The sequence below is a fragment of the Pseudomonas sp. RW407 genome, from assembly GCF_003176655.1.
In the GTDB taxonomy this organism is placed as follows: Bacteria; Pseudomonadota; Gammaproteobacteria; order Pseudomonadales; family Pseudomonadaceae; genus Pseudomonas; species Pseudomonas delhiensis.
Window position 1 is genome coordinate 1026900 of the sequence record NZ_QGSL01000107.1, and the last position, 17506, is coordinate 1044405.

General features: G+C 63.4%; 14 protein-coding genes. 10 read left to right on the forward strand and 4 right to left on the reverse strand.

Features of this window, described 5'->3' with window-relative positions:
• Positions 1–191: 191 nt before the first annotated feature.
• From DK254_RS28790 to DK254_RS28805, 4 genes are read right to left on the reverse strand one after another with little or no spacing between them, the layout of a single operon-like run.
• Positions 192–1052: a dioxygenase gene (locus DK254_RS28790; protein WP_109936553.1), complete on the reverse strand. Its 861-nt coding sequence runs from the start codon at positions 1050–1052 to the stop codon at positions 192–194.
• 11 nt (positions 1053–1063) lie between these two features.
• Positions 1064–2131 (reverse strand): maleylacetate reductase, encoded by a 1068-nt coding sequence (locus DK254_RS28795; RefSeq protein ID WP_109936554.1) that lies wholly within the window; start codon positions 2129–2131, stop codon positions 1064–1066.
• A gap of 48 nt (positions 2132–2179) precedes the next feature.
• Complete coding sequence (locus tag DK254_RS28800; RefSeq protein ID WP_109936555.1) at positions 2180–2779, reverse strand: nuclear transport factor 2 family protein; 600 nt, start codon at positions 2777–2779, stop codon at positions 2180–2182.
• Positions 2780–2822: 43 nt separating this feature from the next.
• Positions 2823–4085 carry an MFS transporter gene (locus DK254_RS28805; protein WP_109936556.1) on the reverse strand — a complete coding sequence of 421 codons (1263 nt, stop codon included), beginning with the start codon at positions 4083–4085 and terminating at the stop codon, positions 2823–2825.
• A gap of 160 nt (positions 4086–4245) precedes the next feature.
• Here DK254_RS28805 and DK254_RS28810 point away from each other — a divergent pair, with 160 nt between their 5' ends.
• From DK254_RS28810 to DK254_RS28855, 10 genes are all read left to right on the forward strand, one after another.
• Positions 4246–5169, forward strand: coding sequence for a LysR family transcriptional regulator (locus DK254_RS28810; RefSeq protein WP_109936557.1), 924 nt, complete (start codon positions 4246–4248; stop codon positions 5167–5169).
• A gap of 173 nt (positions 5170–5342) precedes the next feature.
• On the forward strand, positions 5343–6968 hold the full coding sequence (locus DK254_RS28815; RefSeq protein WP_158546451.1) for a bifunctional 3-(3-hydroxy-phenyl)propionate/3-hydroxycinnamic acid hydroxylase: 1626 nt from the start codon (positions 5343–5345) through the stop codon (positions 6966–6968).
• Positions 6969–6994: 26 nt separating this feature from the next.
• Positions 6995–8164 (forward strand): VOC family protein, encoded by a 1170-nt coding sequence (locus tag DK254_RS28820; protein ID WP_109936559.1) that lies wholly within the window; start codon positions 6995–6997, stop codon positions 8162–8164.
• Between the two features lie 10 nt (positions 8165–8174).
• Entirely contained in the window at positions 8175–8984 is an 810-nt protein-coding gene (locus tag DK254_RS28825) for an alpha/beta fold hydrolase (RefSeq protein WP_158546452.1), read from the forward strand.
• Between the two features lies 1 nt (position 8985).
• Entirely contained in the window at positions 8986–9405 is a 420-nt protein-coding gene (locus DK254_RS28830; protein WP_158546453.1) for a heme-binding protein, read from the forward strand.
• Positions 9402–10250: a fumarylacetoacetate hydrolase family protein gene (locus DK254_RS28835; protein WP_109936561.1), complete on the forward strand. Its 849-nt coding sequence runs from the start codon at positions 9402–9404 to the stop codon at positions 10248–10250. The genes DK254_RS28830 and DK254_RS28835 overlap by 4 nt, the downstream gene beginning before the upstream one ends.
• 473 nt (positions 10251–10723) lie before the next feature.
• Positions 10724–12487, forward strand: a complete 1764-nt coding sequence (locus tag DK254_RS28840; protein WP_256595981.1) for a DUF1302 domain-containing protein — start codon at positions 10724–10726, stop codon at positions 12485–12487.
• Between the two features lie 13 nt (positions 12488–12500).
• Entirely contained in the window at positions 12501–13865 is a 1365-nt protein-coding gene (locus DK254_RS28845; RefSeq protein WP_109936563.1) for a DUF1329 domain-containing protein, read from the forward strand.
• Positions 13866–13935: 70 nt separating this feature from the next.
• On the forward strand, positions 13936–15000 hold the full coding sequence (locus tag DK254_RS28850; protein ID WP_146219663.1) for a YCF48-related protein: 1065 nt from the start codon (positions 13936–13938) through the stop codon (positions 14998–15000).
• 10 nt (positions 15001–15010) lie between these two features.
• A complete protein-coding gene (locus DK254_RS28855) occupies positions 15011–17488 on the forward strand; it encodes an RND family transporter (protein ID WP_109936565.1) in 2478 nt (825 codons plus the stop codon).
• Positions 17489–17506 lie beyond the last annotated feature (18 nt).

The following is a 17506-nucleotide window of genomic DNA, read 5'->3' on the forward strand; positions in this document are numbered from 1 at the left end:
TTAATGGCCACGTCAGTTCAAGAGGGAACCTGGCGTTCTCTGAGAACGCCGTATCCTGAGAGGCATGTCCCATGTGATGGACTGCTGCTACTAGACAGTATCTAAGCAGTCGGTTGAAAAAATAAAAAACAGGGCCGAAGCCCTGTAAACCCCGATTATGGCAGTCAGACATCGGAGATTGTGGAGCGCATTTATCTGGCTGGTGCCAGCACAAAATCGCGACGCAGCGTAGGAGTGGGATGCTCCACCTTTGCTCCATGAGCGGTGATTCCCGGCTGTGTGTCCTGCAACCGTTCGATTAGCGAATCCTTCACTCCGAATACCACATCCGAATCCAGGTAGTCGCTGTTGGCCAGGAAAAGGTGCGTGACCAGGGTTTCATACCCTGATGCGGCGATCATGAAGTGCACGTGGGCAGGGCGATAGGGATGGCGTCCCTGTGCTTCCAGCATCTGTCCCACGGGCCCATCGTTGGGGATCGGATAGGCCGCGGGGATGGCGCCACGAACCCAGAAGTTACCGTTTTCATCGGTACGAACTCGCACACGAGAGCTCAGCTCATCGGCATCGCGCTGCACGTCATAGTAGCCATCGGCATCGGCATGCCAAATGTCGACGCTGGCGCTTGCCAGCGGCAAGCCGTCCAGGCTGCGGACGCTTCCCTCGATCAGCAGGGCGGGGCCGTCCTCAGGGCGGCTGATCACCGAGCCCAGCGGCAGCTCCGGCGCCTCCTTCACGAAGAATGGACCGAGGACGGTTGTTTCCGTGGCGTTCCCGGGGAACCTGTGATTGATGGCATCCACTAGCATCGACACGCCGAGCGCATCGGAGAGGAGGATGAACTCCTGGCGGGTGTCGCTGCACATCTGGCCGGTTCGTGTCAGGAAGTCGATGGCGTACTCCCATTCCTGTTGCGTCGGCTCTATCTCGCGGACGAAGTCGTGCAGGTGACGGACTAGGGCCGAGCTGATGTGTTTCAGGCGCTGTGAGCGGGTGCTGGCCAGCCGATCCAGAACCGCTTCGGTGATGTTGTGTTCGTCGAAGTTGCGCATGGCGAAGCCTCCTAGAACGCTGCTGGTGCATCGCCCGTCAGGGCGGCCTGGAACAGCCGGCGAAGCGGGGCTGCCTCCAGGGCTCTTGGATTCCAGTAGCGAGCCTGCAGCGACAGCTCGACCGCGCGCTCGATGCCGTCCTCTGGCATGCCGATGGCTTTTAGCGAGGTGGGGAGGCCAAGACGGCGCAGCATGTCGTAGAGCGCCATCCACGGTTTGTCCTCGACGCCCAGGGCGCGACTGAGAATCCGCATGGCATGTGGCGCGGCTTCGGCGTTATAGGCCAGCGAGTAGGGGAGCAGGATGGCGTGCGTTTCCGCGTGAGGCAGATTGAAGGCGCCGCCCAGCACGTGGCACAGCTTGTGATGGATGGCCATGCCCACAGTGCCCAGGCAGGTGCCGCAAAGCCAGGCGCCGTACTGAGCCATCGTGCGTGCCTCGATGTCCTGGGGATCGGCCAGAATCGCGTCGAGGTGGCGTACGAGCGCTTCGATGCCTTCTTCGGCCATCAGGGTGATGATGGGGTTGGCTTCCTGGGAGTAGAGCGCCTCGGCTGCGTGGGCGATGGCGTTCAGCGCGCTGCTCGCCGAGACCTGTGGCGGTAGCGACAGGGTCTGCAGCACGTCGTAGATGACTACCTTCGGCAGGATGGTGTCGGCCTTGCGGGTGGTCTTCACGCCGTTTTCAGTCTCGCCCAGGACCGGCGTCACTTCGGAGCCGGCATAGGTGGTCGGGATGGCTATTTGCGGCAAGCCAGTGCGGACCGCCAGGGCCTTGGCCAGGCCGATTGTCGAGCCACCGCCCAGGGCTATCAGGCAGTCGCATTCATGGGCACGCTGCACTTCCAGCGCTGCAGCCGTGACTTCGACCGGCGTATGCATGACCGCGCCGCAGAAGAGCGCCACGCCTGCCGAACCAAGTTCCCCGAGCAGTTTCTCGCCATCGGCTTGCTGGGCTTCGGTGGTGATCACTAGGGCGCGGCCGGCTTGGAGCCTGGCGACTTCGGCCGCGACTTCGCTGGTGCGGCCTTCGCCGAAGACGATGCGTGCCGGGTTGATGTTGTAGTTGAACGCTTTCATGTCGGTTTCCTTCTCGAACGCTTTGCCGAGGCGGCAGTCACCTGGTGCTTACAGATTGTCCCCGGCGAGCCAGCTGGCGCCGCGTGCGTAGAGGGCATCCACTTCGGCACCGGTCAGCTGCGGCATGTCGCGTTTCACCTGGTAGCCGATCTGCGTCTGGATGTAGGCCAGGTGCTGGTAGCCATTGGGGAAGGTCTGTAGCTGCTGCTGGTCGATTTCCAGCCTGGCGCCGGGATCGACGGGGTCGACACGATCCTTCTCGTAGATTGGCTGGCGAAGCACCAGGCCCCAGCGGCCGTCGCGCTTCTCGAAGAAGTCGTAGAAGCGCCCGGTGCACACCACGTCGCACAGCACGTCCTGGACCATCCCGCGCTGGGAGATGGTCATCTTGGTCTGGGCGATGGCGCGGTTGCCCTGCAGGTCCACCGAGGTGCCGCCGAGGAAGTGCAGGATGCTGACGCCCTTCGCCCAGCCTTCCTGGGTGACGCGGATGAACTCCCTGGCCGGGCCCTGGAACCAGGTCGCCATCATCACCCCGTCGTCGTGCCAGACCGTCTGGAAGCGTGCCCAGTCGCCGGCGTCGCGCCAGATTGCCCAGTTTTCCACGAGGTCCCGGATGGCCAGGCGGTCGATGAGTTCTGCTTGCATGTCGTTCTCCTTGTTCAACGGATGTCGAGCGTCGGGGGCGCTCTTACGAGTGAATCTCGGCGGTGCCCGGGCAACTGGAGCGCTTTGCCGAACGGCCGAGGGCGCGTGGCGCGGTCTCCCGGATGAAGAGCGCAATGGCGGCGGCCGCGACGGCGCTGATGAAACCGATGGTGAACGGGGCCGAGGGGCCGAACAGGTCGGCGGACAGGCCCATCAGGACGGGCGAGGCGCAGCCGCCAAAGACCTCGCCGATACCCACGACCAGGGCGATCGCTCGATTGACGTAGGCGCCGGACGTGGATTCGGCGGGAATGGTGGCGAGGAAGATTGGCATGCACCCCACGCCCAGGTAGGTGATGAACAGGGCAACGCACAAGAGCGGCACGCTGGCGTCGGCGAACGCTACGATCAGCGGCGTCAGGGAGGTCAGCAGGGCGGCTGCGGCAAGCGTCAGCCGACGGCCTAGATAGTCGGAAATGGCCGGCACCAGCGCGCCACCGAGGACCGCGGAAAGGCCGATGACGGTCATCAGCAGCGTCATGGTCGAGCTGTCGAAGTGCCGCTGCTGGAAGAGGTAGAGCGGGGCGAAGATCGTGACCGAGAAGAACGTCGTCAGGAACAGGCAGGCCACCAGGATGCAGAGCTTCAGGTTGTGGCTCAGCAGCGGGCGAGGTTCGGCACCTGGCGATTCCTCCTTGGGGAACATCCTGGCCAGCACGGCAAGGGATGGCTCGCGAACGTATCGCCAGAGCACGACGGCTAGGATCAGCCCCGGAATCCCGGCGATCAGGAAGGCCGTGCGCCATCCCAGGCCACTGGCGAGCGGAATCAGCAGGGCGGGCCCGAGCACCGAGCCGAAGATGCCCGTGGACACGGCCTGAATGAAGCCCATGTTGAAGCCACGCCGAGAAGGCGTGGACGCGGCGATCATCAGTGCCTGGCTCACGGGAAGGACCGGCCCCTCGGCCACTCCCATCAGGACGCGTGCGATCAGCAGCGTGAAGAAACTGACGGCCTGGCCGGAAAGGATGGAGAACAGCGAGAACGACACCACGGCGGCGACCAGGAGCTTTCGTTTGTTCTCCCGGCGGTCGACGAAGCTGCCGAGCAGCCATCCGGACGCGGCCCAGCTGAGCCCCAGGGCTGCATTCAGGGCGCCGATCTGCAGCTTGGTCAGGGAGAATTCGGCCTGGATGAAGGGCATCAGGAAATTGACGGCAAGGCGGTCGAAGAACATCAGGCCATTTGCCGCGAACAGCATGGCCAGCAAGCCGTTCTCGTAGCGACGGAATCGTTCGAGCTTCATGGGGCGAACTCACATTCTTGTTGTTGTTGGAGCTGCCCGCTGTGCAAGAGCCTGGGCAGAAATTACCGCTTGACCTGGATTCTATGGTTGCGGCCTTTATTGAATAAGATGTTCAGGGTTATTAACGTCATTTTCTGAAGTGATAACGCGAGGGGATGCAATGTCGGTCGCTCAGCCCGTTTCTCGAGTGGATCTAAACCTTTTCAACGTCTTCGACGTGGTGATGACGGAGCGTCACGTCACGCGGGCCGCCGAGCGGCTGGACATGACCCAGGCGGCGGTGAGCAATGCACTGAACCGCTTGCGCCGCCAGTTTCAGGATCAACTGTTCGTGAAGGCGGCGCGCGGCGTCGACCCTACGCCGAGGGCCATGGAGCTCTGGCCGCGCATTCACAAGGCGGTGGTCGAGCTAAGGGGGACCGTCAACCCGCCGGACCAGGACATCGCGCACCTGGAGCAGCGCTTCCGCATCGCGATGGTCGATATCTCGGTGCTGCTGTTCGCCCCGCACCTTTATCGCCGAGTGCATGAGCTCTCGCCGCATACCTCGCTGTTCTTCGTGCCCCACGACCCCGCACTGACCGGGCCTCGGCTGATGCGCGGCGAGGTGGATTTCGCCATCAGTATCGACCTGCCCCGAGCGGCCGTCCTGCAGTCGATGCCACTGTTCAGCGATCGGCTGGTGGTGGCGGCGCGGCACGGGCACCCGCTGTTCGAGCGCAAGATGACGCTGGTCGACTTCTGTGAGGCGTCCCATCTGGCGGTGAACGCCTCAGGCCACGAGGACGCTCCGAGCCTGCTCGACGATGCACTCGCCAGCCTCGAACTCAAGCGCAATGTCTGCCTTTCGCTGAACCACTACTCGGTGGTGACTCGAATGTTGCGGGACACCGACCTCATCGCCGTGATCCCGGAACGCTTCGCCACGACGCCGGATGCCAGGCGGGAGGTGCAGATCCGACCGTTGCCGCTGGAGCTGCCCAATGCCGTGCTGCATCTGACCTGGCACCAGCGCAGCAACAATGTGCCCGCGCATAACTGGATGAAGGAGCGGCTGCTCGAGGCAGCCAAGGCATTCATCTGAGTGGAGGCGTGGGTTTCAGGCGCCAATTCCTGGCGATGCCTGCGCCAGGTGGGAGGAGAGCACGTCATCACCTGAAGTGATGACGGTAATTTTTTGAAGCGCTGCAATCTATGACTTGAGTTGGCCTAGTCTGGGGACGTCCTCAGCAAGAAGCCAATACAAGGATAATAAAAGTGAGCGACTTCAAAGACGCTGTACACGTCGCCAACGACGTAGCTCAGCAGGATTCGAACTACGATGTCGTCGTGGTCGGTTACGGGCCTGCAGGCGAGGTGCTTGCTTCCACTATCGGTGCCGCGGGGTTCCGGGTTCTGGTGGTGGAGCGCTGGCCCCAGCCGTATCCACTGCCGCGCCTCACCACGCTCGATGGCGAGGTCTGCCGGGTTCTCCAGGCGACTTCCCAGGATATCGATGCCGCGCTGGCGGAGACGCTGGTGCAGGAGACCTGCAACTTCGTCGATGCCGCTGGCGACCCGCTCATGGTCGTGCGCTACGACGGTCAGCTGGGTGGCTGGCCTTCGCGGCTCTCTGTCTTCCAGCCCGACTTCGAGCGGGCCATCGCAGCCAAGGTCGAATCGATGCCCAACGTCGAGCTGCTGCGGGGCTGGGAAGCCACCGAACTCTGGCAGAACGCCTATGGCGTTCACCTGATCATCTCGCCCACCGAGCGAGGCGCCGGCAAGCCGCGCACGGTCAGGGCCAAATACGTCGTCGGCACCGACGGTGCGCGCAGCTTCATTCGTCAGGTGCTCGGCCTGGGTGTCCGCGACTATGACATGCACCAGCGCTGGCTGAACTTCGATGCCGAGTTGCTGCGTCCTGTCTCGGATGACCTCATGACGCTGAAGATCTTCATGGATCCCGAGCGTCCCCATATGCACATGCCGATCGGCACCAAGCGCCTGCGCCTGGAGTTCCGCGTCATGGAAGACGAAACCGACGAAGCCGTAACCGATCCCTCGGTCGCTTGGGAGTTCATGGCCAGGAAGCATGGGATAGGGCCGGAAGACGTCCGTATCCTTCGCCAGGTCGTGTACCACTATCGCACCCGTGTGGCGACCGAATGGCGCGTGGGCCGGGTGTTCCTCGCTGGCGATGCGGCGCACACGATGCCGCCCTACATGGGGCAGGGGGCCTGCGCCGCCATCCGCGATGGGCGAAACCTGGGCTGGAAGCTGGTCGAGGTGCTGGCCGGCCGCAGCGAAGAGGAACTGCTCGACACCTACCGCGAAGAGCGCGAGCCGCACGTCACCACCATTGTGCTTGCTTCCGATCGCCTCTCCCGCGTCGTTAACATCGTCGATCTGGAACAAGCCTCCGCGCGTGACCGCGACATGCGCGCTAAGGGCGAAGGCCATCCGCCGGCGCTCCCCAGCCTCGAGGCTGGTGCGCTGTTCTTCGACGAAGAGGGCCTGCTCAAGGGCGCTGCCGGCGAGTGCGCGCCGCAAGGGCGGGTTCGCCTGGACGGAAGCATCGTCCGCGGCGACGAACGCCTGGGCTACGGCTTCCAGCTGTGGTGCCGCCGCGACCCGTCCGAGAGTCTGGGCCAGGCCGAGGCCGAGTACCTGCAAAGCATCGGTTGTTCGATCGCCGTGTTCGAAGACGCCGAATCGAAGTATGCCGTTGACGATATCGACGGTACCTACGTCGGCTATCTCGACCGCCACGACATCGAGGTGCTGATTCTGCGTCCGGACTTCTACGCCTTCGGTGGCGCCACTGCGGCCCGGCTCAACACGCTGGTCCGGGCGCTGGCTACGAGCCTGCGCAGCACGGTGAGCCTAGCGCGCGAATCCTGACCCCTTTGCCCCCCAAGGAGAATCCCATGAGCTTCACTATCGGTGGACTTTGTCTCGAGCAGCCGTTCCGCATCCGGCGTATCGGGCATTTCGGCTATCACTCGCCGGACATCACGGCAACCGTCGGCTTCCTCACCCGCAAGCTGGGCCTGAGCATCAGCGACATCGACGACTTCACCTCGCGCCTGAAGCAGCCGCTGTCGAAAGTGGATGCCACCGGCTGGTTCCTGCGCTGCGGCACGGACCACCACACGCTGGTGATCGGTAGCCAGAACCTGATCGACACCCGCGAGCCCGCCCGAAAGGGCGCGGTGGTGAACCAGCTGTCCTGGCAGGTCGGCAGCTTGCAGGAAGTCGTCGACGGCGTGTCCTTCCTCGATCGCAAGGCCAAGCTGCGCCGCATCGGGCGCGATACCCCCGGCTCCAACTGGCACGCCTATGCCTACGATCCCGATGGCTACGTCAACGAGATCTTCTATGGCATGGAGCAGATCGGCTGGGATGGCCGCAGCAAACCCGAAACCATGTACGACCGGGGCTTCACCACGTTGCCCGAGCTTCCGCAGATTCCCGAGTACATCGAGGTGGACAACGCCTTGCTGCGCAACGGCGCCAGCGGCGGCTACCGCTGGGAAGTGCCGCTGGAAGCGAGGTACCAGGTCGAAGGCATCCTGATGCCGCAGCCGTTCAAGCTGACCCATCTGGGGCGAGTCGCGCTGTTCGTGTCGGACCTTCAGGCCTCGCTGGATTTCTACTGTGGCGTTCTGGGGCTGAAGGTCAGTGAGCGTGTCGCTGTGCATGGCCACGAATGCGCCTTCCTGCGCGCCGACTCGGAACACCATACGTTGGCGCTGTACCCGAACGCCCTGCGCGAGAAGCTGGGCTTCGCAGCCGGCTATGGCTTCGCTGTGGCCAGCTACCAGCAGTTGCTCGATGCGCGCCGGTTCCTCGAGCAACAGGGAGTTCGCATCCTGGACCTGCCGGCCGAGCTTTCACCCGGCATCCATTATGGCTTCTGGATCCAGGGTCCGGACACGGTGGCGATACAGGTCTTCTATGGAATGGACCGCGTGGGCCTCGACGGTGTCGCTCCCAAGCCGATGACGCTGCCGGTACACCATGCGCAGTTGCCCGAGAGCATCACGCACGGCGGTTGCGCCTGGTATGAGCCGCCCTTCATGGGCCCGTGGGCATAAGGAGCGCGACATGGCATTTCTCGATGTTCCGGGCGCCCGTCTGCGCTACGACGTCTGCGGCGAAGGTCGGCCGCTGGTCTTCGTCCATGGCGCTGGCGCCAACGCTACCGTCTTCTTCCAGCAGGTTGCGCATTTCAGCAAGCGTTACCGGGTGATCTGCCTCGATATGCGCGGTTTCGGCGGTTCGATCTGTGACGCAGGGACTTTCCACCCGCGCCAGTTCAGCGAAGACCTCGCGCGTTTGCTCGATGCCGAAACGCATGACGAAAAAGTGGCTGTCGTCTGCCAGTCGATGGGCGCCTGGTCGGGACTGCCGCTGGCGGTGCGGGAGCCCGGTCGGTTCGCAGCGTTGGTGCTCTCCGGTTCGCCCACACCCGCGTACGGTCCTCACCACAAGGTGCTGGAGGTGGTCTCCGAGCGGTTCCGGCGAGTCGCGGCGGGGGAGACGGTTCCGCCCCAGGATCTGGGCTTTTCCGAACGTTTCGTGAAGGAGCGCCCGGAGCTGATCGCGCTGTACCAGATGCTCGCGAGAATGAACCAGAAGATCGACCTGTCGACCATCACCGATCCGGAGCTGCGGATCATGCCTGAGCACTTCATCGGCTACAGCGTGCCGACGCTGGTGATGGGCGGTGTGCAGAACCGTCTGCTGGGGGGCGAAACCCACCTGGTGGCCGCCAGCTGCATCCCGGGGGCGCAAAGCTACACCTTCACCGAGTCGGGGCACTCCTCGTACTACGAGGAGCCGGATCACTATAACCGCGTCGTCGAGGCGTTCCTCGTCGACCAGGGCTATGTGCCCGTACAGAACAAGGCCTGACATGTTCAACAAACTTTCCCTCAGCCTCCAGGACGCCAAGCAGTTGGCCGACAACGCACAGGCAATCGCCCTGCGCATGAAGTTGCCGGTGTCGATCGCAGTGGTGGATGCGAGCACCTACCTGCAGGCCCTTCTGCGCATGGACGGCGCGCCGCTGATGAGCGCCGAAGGCGCCTTCGACAAGGCCAGAAGTTCCGCCGAGGGTGGCCACCCCACGACCTTCTTCGAGAAACCGCTGAACGAGGGCCGTTACTCCATGGTGCGCCTGCCGCACGTGGCTATCGAAGGCGGTGTTCCGGTTCTGCTCGAAGGGCAGTGCGTGGGGGCCGTTGGTGTGGCCGGGGCGCCGCCTCACCTGGATTCGAAAATCGCCGAAGAGGCGATCGCAACCTTCCTGGAAATGTATGGAGCTGCCAAATGAAACTGCTGAGTTTCCGCTTCAAGGGTCAGGAGTCGTGGGGGGCGATGACCGCCGCCGGGGTCGTCGACCTGGGCAAGGTCAGTGGCTACCCGACTTTGCTCGCCGCGCTGGAGCACGACGCGCTGCCTGAGCTGCCGGCCATGATCGAGCAGGATGGCGACGCCGTGGCGCTCGAAGCGGTCGAACTGCTTCCGGTGGTGCCGCGCCCGCCGAAGATTTTCTGCATCGGCACCAATTACCATGACCACCGCATCGAAACCGGCCGCGAGGTTCCGGAGAAGCCTGTGGTTTTCGCCCGCTATGCCAACTCCCAGGTTGCGCACCGGCAGCCGATTGTCCGGCCTGGCGTGTCCGAACAGCTCGACTTCGAGGGCGAGATCGCGGTCATCATCGGCAAGGCCGGCCGCCACATCGCCGAAGCGGACGCCTGGAACCACATCGCGGGCTACGCACCGTACAACGACGCCACCATTCGCGATTGGCAACGCCATACGCACCAGTGGATTCCCGGCAAGAACTTCGTTGCCACCGGCGGATTCGGCCCCTGGATGGTGACCCGCGACGAGATTATCGATGGCGCCGACCTGACACTGGTCACCCGGCTGAACGGCCAGGAAGTCCAGCGTACCAGCGCGAGCCTCATGATCTTCTCCATCCCGCAACTGATTGCCTATTGCTCGACCTTCACCGAGCTCGAACCGGGCGACGTCATCGTCACGGGGACGCCGGGCGGTGTCGGTGGCAAGCGCAATCCGCCGCTGTGGATGAAGGCGGGCGACACCGTCGAGGTGGAAGTGGGAGGGGTGGGAACCCTGGTCAACCCGATTGCTGCCGAGAAGGTGTGACGGGACCGCCTGTTGTTCACGGAACCGCTCGGTTTTCGAGGTTCGAGCAAGAAAACACAACGCCAAGCAGCAATCTGAAAGACCCAGGCAGCGCAAATAAATACGCTGCAGGCACTTGCTCGAAAGGCCTTGGCGGCAAGTAGAGCGGAACTGGATAAATCCTGTTTCAGGAGATTGAAAAAGAGAGCGAGTGCATTGCTCTGCCGGGCTCGCTCGTCCCGAAGAAAATCAGCCGTATAGAGCCGGCGTCCTCTGGAATGCGTGCAGATGCATGGGGCGAAGAGGATGCCCGGCAACTTGAACGGAGTGCTCTTGTTATTTGAAGGGCTTTTTAATCAAGGAGTTAGTGTCTCGTGAAAGTTGCTCTCGGATTCATGAAAGCGGGGCAGCAATCACTGCATTGACTGGCTGGGTACCGGCCCGTCAATGACGCACGGTAGTTCTTACAACAATGACAATAAAGAGACAGCACCATGCAGAAATCTCGAATCCAGGTTGGCGTAACTGCCTTCCCCAGCACTGCGATTGGCGAAAGCCAGAAACTTCGTATCAGCTCCCTGCCCATGAAGTGTTCGCCGTTGGCGGTGGCGACTGCTTTCGTGAGCCTTATGGCCGGAGGTAGCGTGTCGGCCGCCAGCATCGACCTGGGTGTGCCCGACCTGAAGGTTTCCTGGGATAACACCGTGAAGTACAGCAACGCCTTCCGGGTCAAGTCGCAGGACTCCGCGTTGCTTTCCAACCCGAACGCGGACGATGGCGACCGCAACTTCGACCGCGGCCTGGTCAGCAACCGTTTCGACGTGCTCAGCGAGCTGGATGTCCGGTACCAGAATTTCGGCGCCCGGGTCAGCGGTTCGGCCTGGTACGACACGGTATACAACGAGGACAACGACAACCCCGGTTTCGCCGGCGGCGCCTACCCGAACCAGACCTCCGTCGACTACGACGAATTCACCCGGCGCACGCGTGACCTGCACGGCCGCAAGGCCGAGCTGCTGGATGCGTTCGTCTACACCCGTTTCGACGTCGGCCAGATGCCGTCGCTCGTCCGGCTTGGCCAACACGGCATGGTGTGGGGCGAGAGCCTGTTCTTCGGAAGCAACGCCATCGCCGGCGCCATGGCTCCGGTGGATGCCACCAAGCTCATTTCCGTTCCGAACACCCAGTTCAAGGAAGCCATCCGGCCCGTTCCGCAATTCTCGGGGCAGATCCAGCTGACGCCCGATGTCACCTTCGGCGCCTACTACCAGTTCCATTACGAGCCCAACCGCATTCCCGCCGTGGGCAGCTACTTCTCGTGGATCGACACCAACATCGATGGTGGAGAGAACATGCTCCTGGGCCCGGCCGGTTCCGTCCCGAGACTATCGGACAAGAAGGCTAGGGACTCCGGCCAGTGGGGGCTGCAACTGCGGATCCGGCATGACGACACCGACTATGGCCTGTACGTCATCCGCTTCCACGACAAGGCCCAGCAGGTCGTCACCAACCTGATGAACCTGACTCCCGGCGCGGCGCCAACCTTGCTGCCGGCCAGCTATTACGTGGCCTACCAGGAAGACATCACGGCCTACGGCGTGAGCGCGAGCCGCACCTTCGACACGGTGAACCTGGCCATTGAGACGTCGGTTCGCGACAAGCAGGACCTGGCTAGCGCCGGCCACGCGGCCGACTACAGCCGGGCCTTCGGCACCCAGGCCACCAATAACAGCAGCCACCCCGGCTACCCGATTGGCCGCACGGCCCACGTGAACCTGTCCATGGTCTGGAGCATGGACCCGAACGCCCTCTTCAACGAGGCGACCGTGATGGGCGAAATCGCCTGGAACCGGGTGCTGAGTTGCCAGAAGAACTGCGAGATCTACGACCCGGCGACCCACCAGGGCTACATCGACAACAACTCCAGCCGCGACGCGAGTGCGCTTCGCGTGCTGTTCGAGCCCAAGTACCGCCAGGTCCTGCCAGGCCTCGACCTCTCCGTGCCGATCGGCTTGGGTTACGCGCCCAAAGGCTCCAGTTCCCGGGCGCTGGGTTCGGGGGCGTTCCCCGCAGAGAACGGTGGCGACATCACCATTGGGCTCAATGGCGCCTACATGGACGCCTGGCGCTTCACCGCCGCGTACACCCACTACATGGGGGCCGCGAAGACCTTCCTCGACAGCGACAACTCGTTTTCCTACGGCCAGAGCTTGAAGGACCGCGACTTCGTCGCCTTCTCGCTCAGCCGTACTTTCTGAACCTGGAGGCCTCATGAAAACAATGACAACTCTTCAGCGTGTCGCCCTGGCTGCTTTCTCGACATTGCTGGTGGGCGCTGCGCACGCCGCCGTGTCCTCCGGCGAGGCCGAGCAGCTCAAAAGCACGCTCACGCCCTTCGGTGCCGAGCGCGCCGGCAACGCCGACGGGAGCATTCCCGCCTGGACGGGCGGCTACACCGACCCCGCTGTGGGTACCCGGACCGGGCGTCGTGGCGATCCGTTTGCCAGCGACAAGCCGCTGTACAGCGTCAATGCCAAGAACATGGACAAGTACGCGGACAAGCTCACCGACGGTACGAAAGCCATGTTGCTAAAGTACCCCGACAGCTTCCGCATCGATGTCTACCCGACACGCCGGACCGCTGTCGCGCCCCAGTGGGTGTATGACAACACGCTGAAGAACGCGACCCGCGCCACGATTGTCGAGACCGCCAACGGCGCCGTGCCGCAGGGCGCGTACGGTGGCATTCCGTTCCCGATTCCAAAGACGGGCGTCGAGGTGCTGTGGAACCACCTGCTGCGCTGGCAAGGCGTGGCCTTCAAGTACGAGCAGCAGGGCGTGCTGGGGACGGCCAACGGCAAGAACGTGCTCACGGTCGCCGCCCAGGCCAACATCGAATATCCCTACTACGATCCCCAGGGCTCGCTGGAGAAGTTCGACGGCGACTACTGGATGGTCCGCATGATCAACGATGGCCCGCCGGTACGAGCCGGCGAAGGCTTGGTGGCACGCTTCAACGTGTCCGGCGACGGGCAGACCTGGGTCTACCTGACCGGCCAGCGCCGTGTCCGCAAGCTGCCCAACGACTGCTGCGACATGCCCACCCAGGCCACCGCGGGAGTGATGAGCACCGATGACCTGAAGATCTTCACCGGCAAGAACGGTCGCTTCGACTGGAAGCTGGTGGGGAAGAAGGAAATGCTCGTTCCCTACAACAGCAACAAGCTGCTCCAGCCAACCAAGGTCTCCGAGGTGCTGGGTGAGCATCACGTCAACCCGGACGTCATGCGCTGGGAGCTGCACCGGGTGTGGGTGGTGGAGGCCAAGCTGAAGGACGGGCAGCGGCACCAGGCGCCTCGCAGCCTCTACTACTTCGACGAAGATACCTGGAACGGCGTGCTCGCCGACCGTTGGGACGCCAAGGGGCAGCTCTGGAAAACCATGTGGATGTCGCAGGTCGTGATGCCCGATGTGCCGGCCACCATGGGAATCACCTTCGGCTTCAACGATCTTCTCTCCGGCACTTCCTACACCAACGATCTGGTGAACGAGACCACGCACCAGTTCGACGTCGTTGCACCGTACTCGGCAAGCGTATTCACGCCCGACGGCTTGGTAGGCGAAGCGGTTCGCTAGTGCTTGGCACTGCGCAGCGGCGCTCACACGGGGCCGCTGCTGGTTATCGTCGTGTAGTAGGAGGTTGTGCGTGAAAAGATTACTGCTTGTGGGGGTGGCCTTGTTCTGTAGCTGGGGCACGTCGGCCGTAGCGGCCGTCGACGCCAAGGTCGACCCGCTGGGCACGCCGGCGCTGCAGGCTGCGCATGCGGCCCATGCAGTTATGCTCTCCGTTGTCCAGGCCGGCGCCCGTAGCGTCGCTGTCGGTGAGCGGGGCATTGCCATTTACTCCGATGATGGCGGAGAAAGCTGGCAGCAGGCGAGCGTCCCCGTCTCCGTGACACTCACGGACGTTGCCTTCCCCTCGACAGAGAATGGATGGGCTGTCGGCCATGCTGGGGTGGTGCTGCATAGCGAGGATGGCGGTCGTACCTGGACGAAGCAGATCGACGGCATCGAACTGGCGAAGCTGGAGCTATCCGCCGCGCAGGTATCAGGAGATTCGCGTCGCCTTCGCCTGGCCACGCAACTGGTTTCCGATGGCGCCGACAAACCCCTGCTCGCCGTGCACTTCTGGGATGACAAGCGCGGCGTGGTGCTGGGGGCCTATGGCCTGATATTCGGCACGCAAGACGGCGGAAAGAGCTGGGCATCCTGGATGGGGCGCCTGCCGAACCCGATGGGATTGCACCTGAACGCCATCAGTGCCGAGGGCGAGCGGGTCTTCATCGTTGGCGAGCAGGGATTGGTCCTGCGCTCGACCGATGCCGGCGCTTCGTTCCAGCCGCTCAAGGCTGGCTACAACGGCAGTTGGTTCGCTGTCGCGCAAAACGCCGAGCACGTCGTCCTGGCAGGGCTGCGCGGCACTGTGTACAGCTCCGCCAACGGCGGTGACAGCTGGTCCCGCTCGGACGTGCCGGCCCCCATCACCATTGTCTCAGCGGTTTCCGCCCCCGATGGCCGGGTCATCTACGCCAACCAGGCTGGCCAGATTCTCGCGAGCCGGAAGGATGGCGCCCAGCTGAGGGTGGAGGGGAGCAATGCCGGCATGCCGCTGACCGCCATCGCCATGGACGGGGAGGGCGATCTGCTCGCCACGAGCTTCGCCGGTGTCGTACGCCTGCCGTTGGGCCGGCAGTCCACTGCCAAACAGTGAGTGCAAGACGATGCATATAACGATAAACAAGCAGCCTGCTGCCGCCAGCCTTGAAGCCTTCGACCGTCGCTCCGGCTCGGTCGTCGAGCGTGCGCTCTTCAACCATCGCCTGGCAGTGCTGCTGTTCTGCCTGCTCGTGACGCTGGTGCTGGGTTCCCAGTTGGGCCGGCTCCAGCTGAACGCCAGTTTCGAAAAAATGATTCCGACCGAGCACAGCTACATCCGCAACTACCTGGCCAATCGCTCGGAGTTGGCGGGGCTCGGCAACGCCGTGCGGATCGTCGTGACCGCCAACGAAGGCTCGATCTACGACAGCGGCTACCTGCAGGTGCTGCAACACATCAGCGACGAGGTGTTCCTGATCCCCGGCGTCGACCGTTCCGCGATGAAGTCCCTGTGGACGCCCACGACGCGCTGGTCGGGCGTCACGGAAGAGGGGCTCGAAGGAGGCCCGGTGATTCCCGAGGGTTACGATGGCTCCGGCGACTCCCTGAAGACGCTCCAGCGCAACGTCGAACGCTCCAACGAGATCGGCCAGATCGTCGCCCGGGATCAACGCTCCAGCATCGTCTACGTACCGCTGCTGGCCGTGACGCCGGACGGCAAGCCGCTGGACTATTCGGTGCTGGCCAGGGAGCTCGAACAACTGCGCAGCAAGTACTCGAGCGAGCGGATCGGCATCCATATCACCGGCTTCGCCAAGGTCATGGGCGATCTCATTGACGGCTTGCAGCAGATCCTGCTGTTTTTCGCCCTCGCCATCCTGATCACATCGGCGATGCTGTTTCGCTTCACGCGCTGCATTCGCAGCACCTTGCTGGTCGTCGCCTGCTCCCTGGTTGCGGTGGTGTGGCAGTTGGGGCTGCTGCCGCTGCTGGGATACGAGCTCGATCCCTATTCGGTCCTGGTGCCCTTCCTGGTCTTCGCGATCGGCATGAGCCACGGCGCCCAGAAAATGAACGGGATCATGCAGGACATTGGCCGGGGTATGCACCGGGTGGTTGCCGCCCGCTTCACCTTCCGCCGGCTGTTCATGGCCGGCCTGATGGCTTTGCTGTGCGACGCCGTCGGGTTCGCCGTGCTGATGATCATCAAGATCGAGGTCATCCAGAACCTGGCGGTGATCTCCAGCATCGGTGTCGCCGTGCTGATTTTCACCAACCTGATTCTGTTGCCGGTGCTTCTCAGCTTCATCGGCGTCAGCCCCAGCGCTGCGCGGCGCAGCCTGAAAGAGGAGCTGGCCGAGGAGGCCGGCGAGTCGCAGCCCTGGCTTTGGCGCTTCCTCGACTTGTTCACGCGCCGGGCCTGGGCTTCGGCCGCGGTGGCGGTCAGCGTCGTGTTGCTGGCCGTGGGGCTTCTGATCAGCCAGCACCTGAAGATCGGCGACCTCGACCCCGGTGCGCCCGAGCTTCGCCAGGACAGCCGCTACAACCGTGATGCCGCGTACCTGACCGAACACTACGGCGCCAGCAGCGATGTGCTCGCCGTGATGGTGAAGACTCCCGACTACGCCTGCACGAGCGTCGACACGCTGATGCGCCTGGACAAGCTGGAATGGCGCTTGGGCCAATTACCAGGCGTGGAGGCCACGAACTCGCTCGCCCGCCTGAACCGCGCCGTGGGTGTGGCGCTGAACGAGGGTAACCCCAAGTGGTATGACGTGATCGACAGCCAGAACATGGTCAACACCATCACGGCCGGTGCGCCGCGTGGGTTGTACAACGACACTTGCAACCTGCTGACGCTGTACGTCTATCTCAGCGATCACAAGGCTGACACTCTGACCCGCGTCGTCGACGAGGTCGAGGCGTTCGCCGTGGCCTATGACACGAAGGATGTGCGGTTCCTGCTGGCTGCGGGCAACGCCGGGATCGAGGCGGCGACCAACATCGTCGTGAAGAAAGCCAACCACGAGATGCTCATCTGGGTGTACGCCGCCGTGATGCTGCTGTGCCTGGCGACCTTCCGCTCGTGGCGGGCGACCTTGTGCGCGATTCTGCCGCTGATGCTGACATCGGTGCTGTGCGAAGCGCTCATGGTGGTGCTGGGCATCGGCGTGAAGGTGTCGACGCTGCCGGTGATCGCCCTGGGCGTAGGGATCGGCGTCGACTACGCGCTCTATGTGATGAGCATTCTCCTGGCCCAGCTTCGCCAGGGGCAGAGCCTTTCCCGGGCTTACCTGCAGGCGTTGCGCTTCACCGGGAAGATCGTCTTGTTGACCGGCTTCACCCTGGCGATCGGTGTCGCCACCTGGGCGTTCTCGCCCATTAAGTTCCAGGCGGACATGGGGATTCTCCTGGCCTTCATGTTCCTCTGGAACATGGTCGGTGCCCTGGTGCTGCTGCCGGCCCTGGCGCATTTTCTCGTGCCCAGCCCCAAACAGGGGACGCAGGCAGAGCAGGTTAGCGTAGGCGCTGCTTCGGATGTAGTCGGCGGGCAGTCACCGGCCGTCTCGGACTGCAGTTCACGTGTTAACTACGGAACCTGAGCCCAGCGTTACTGGCAG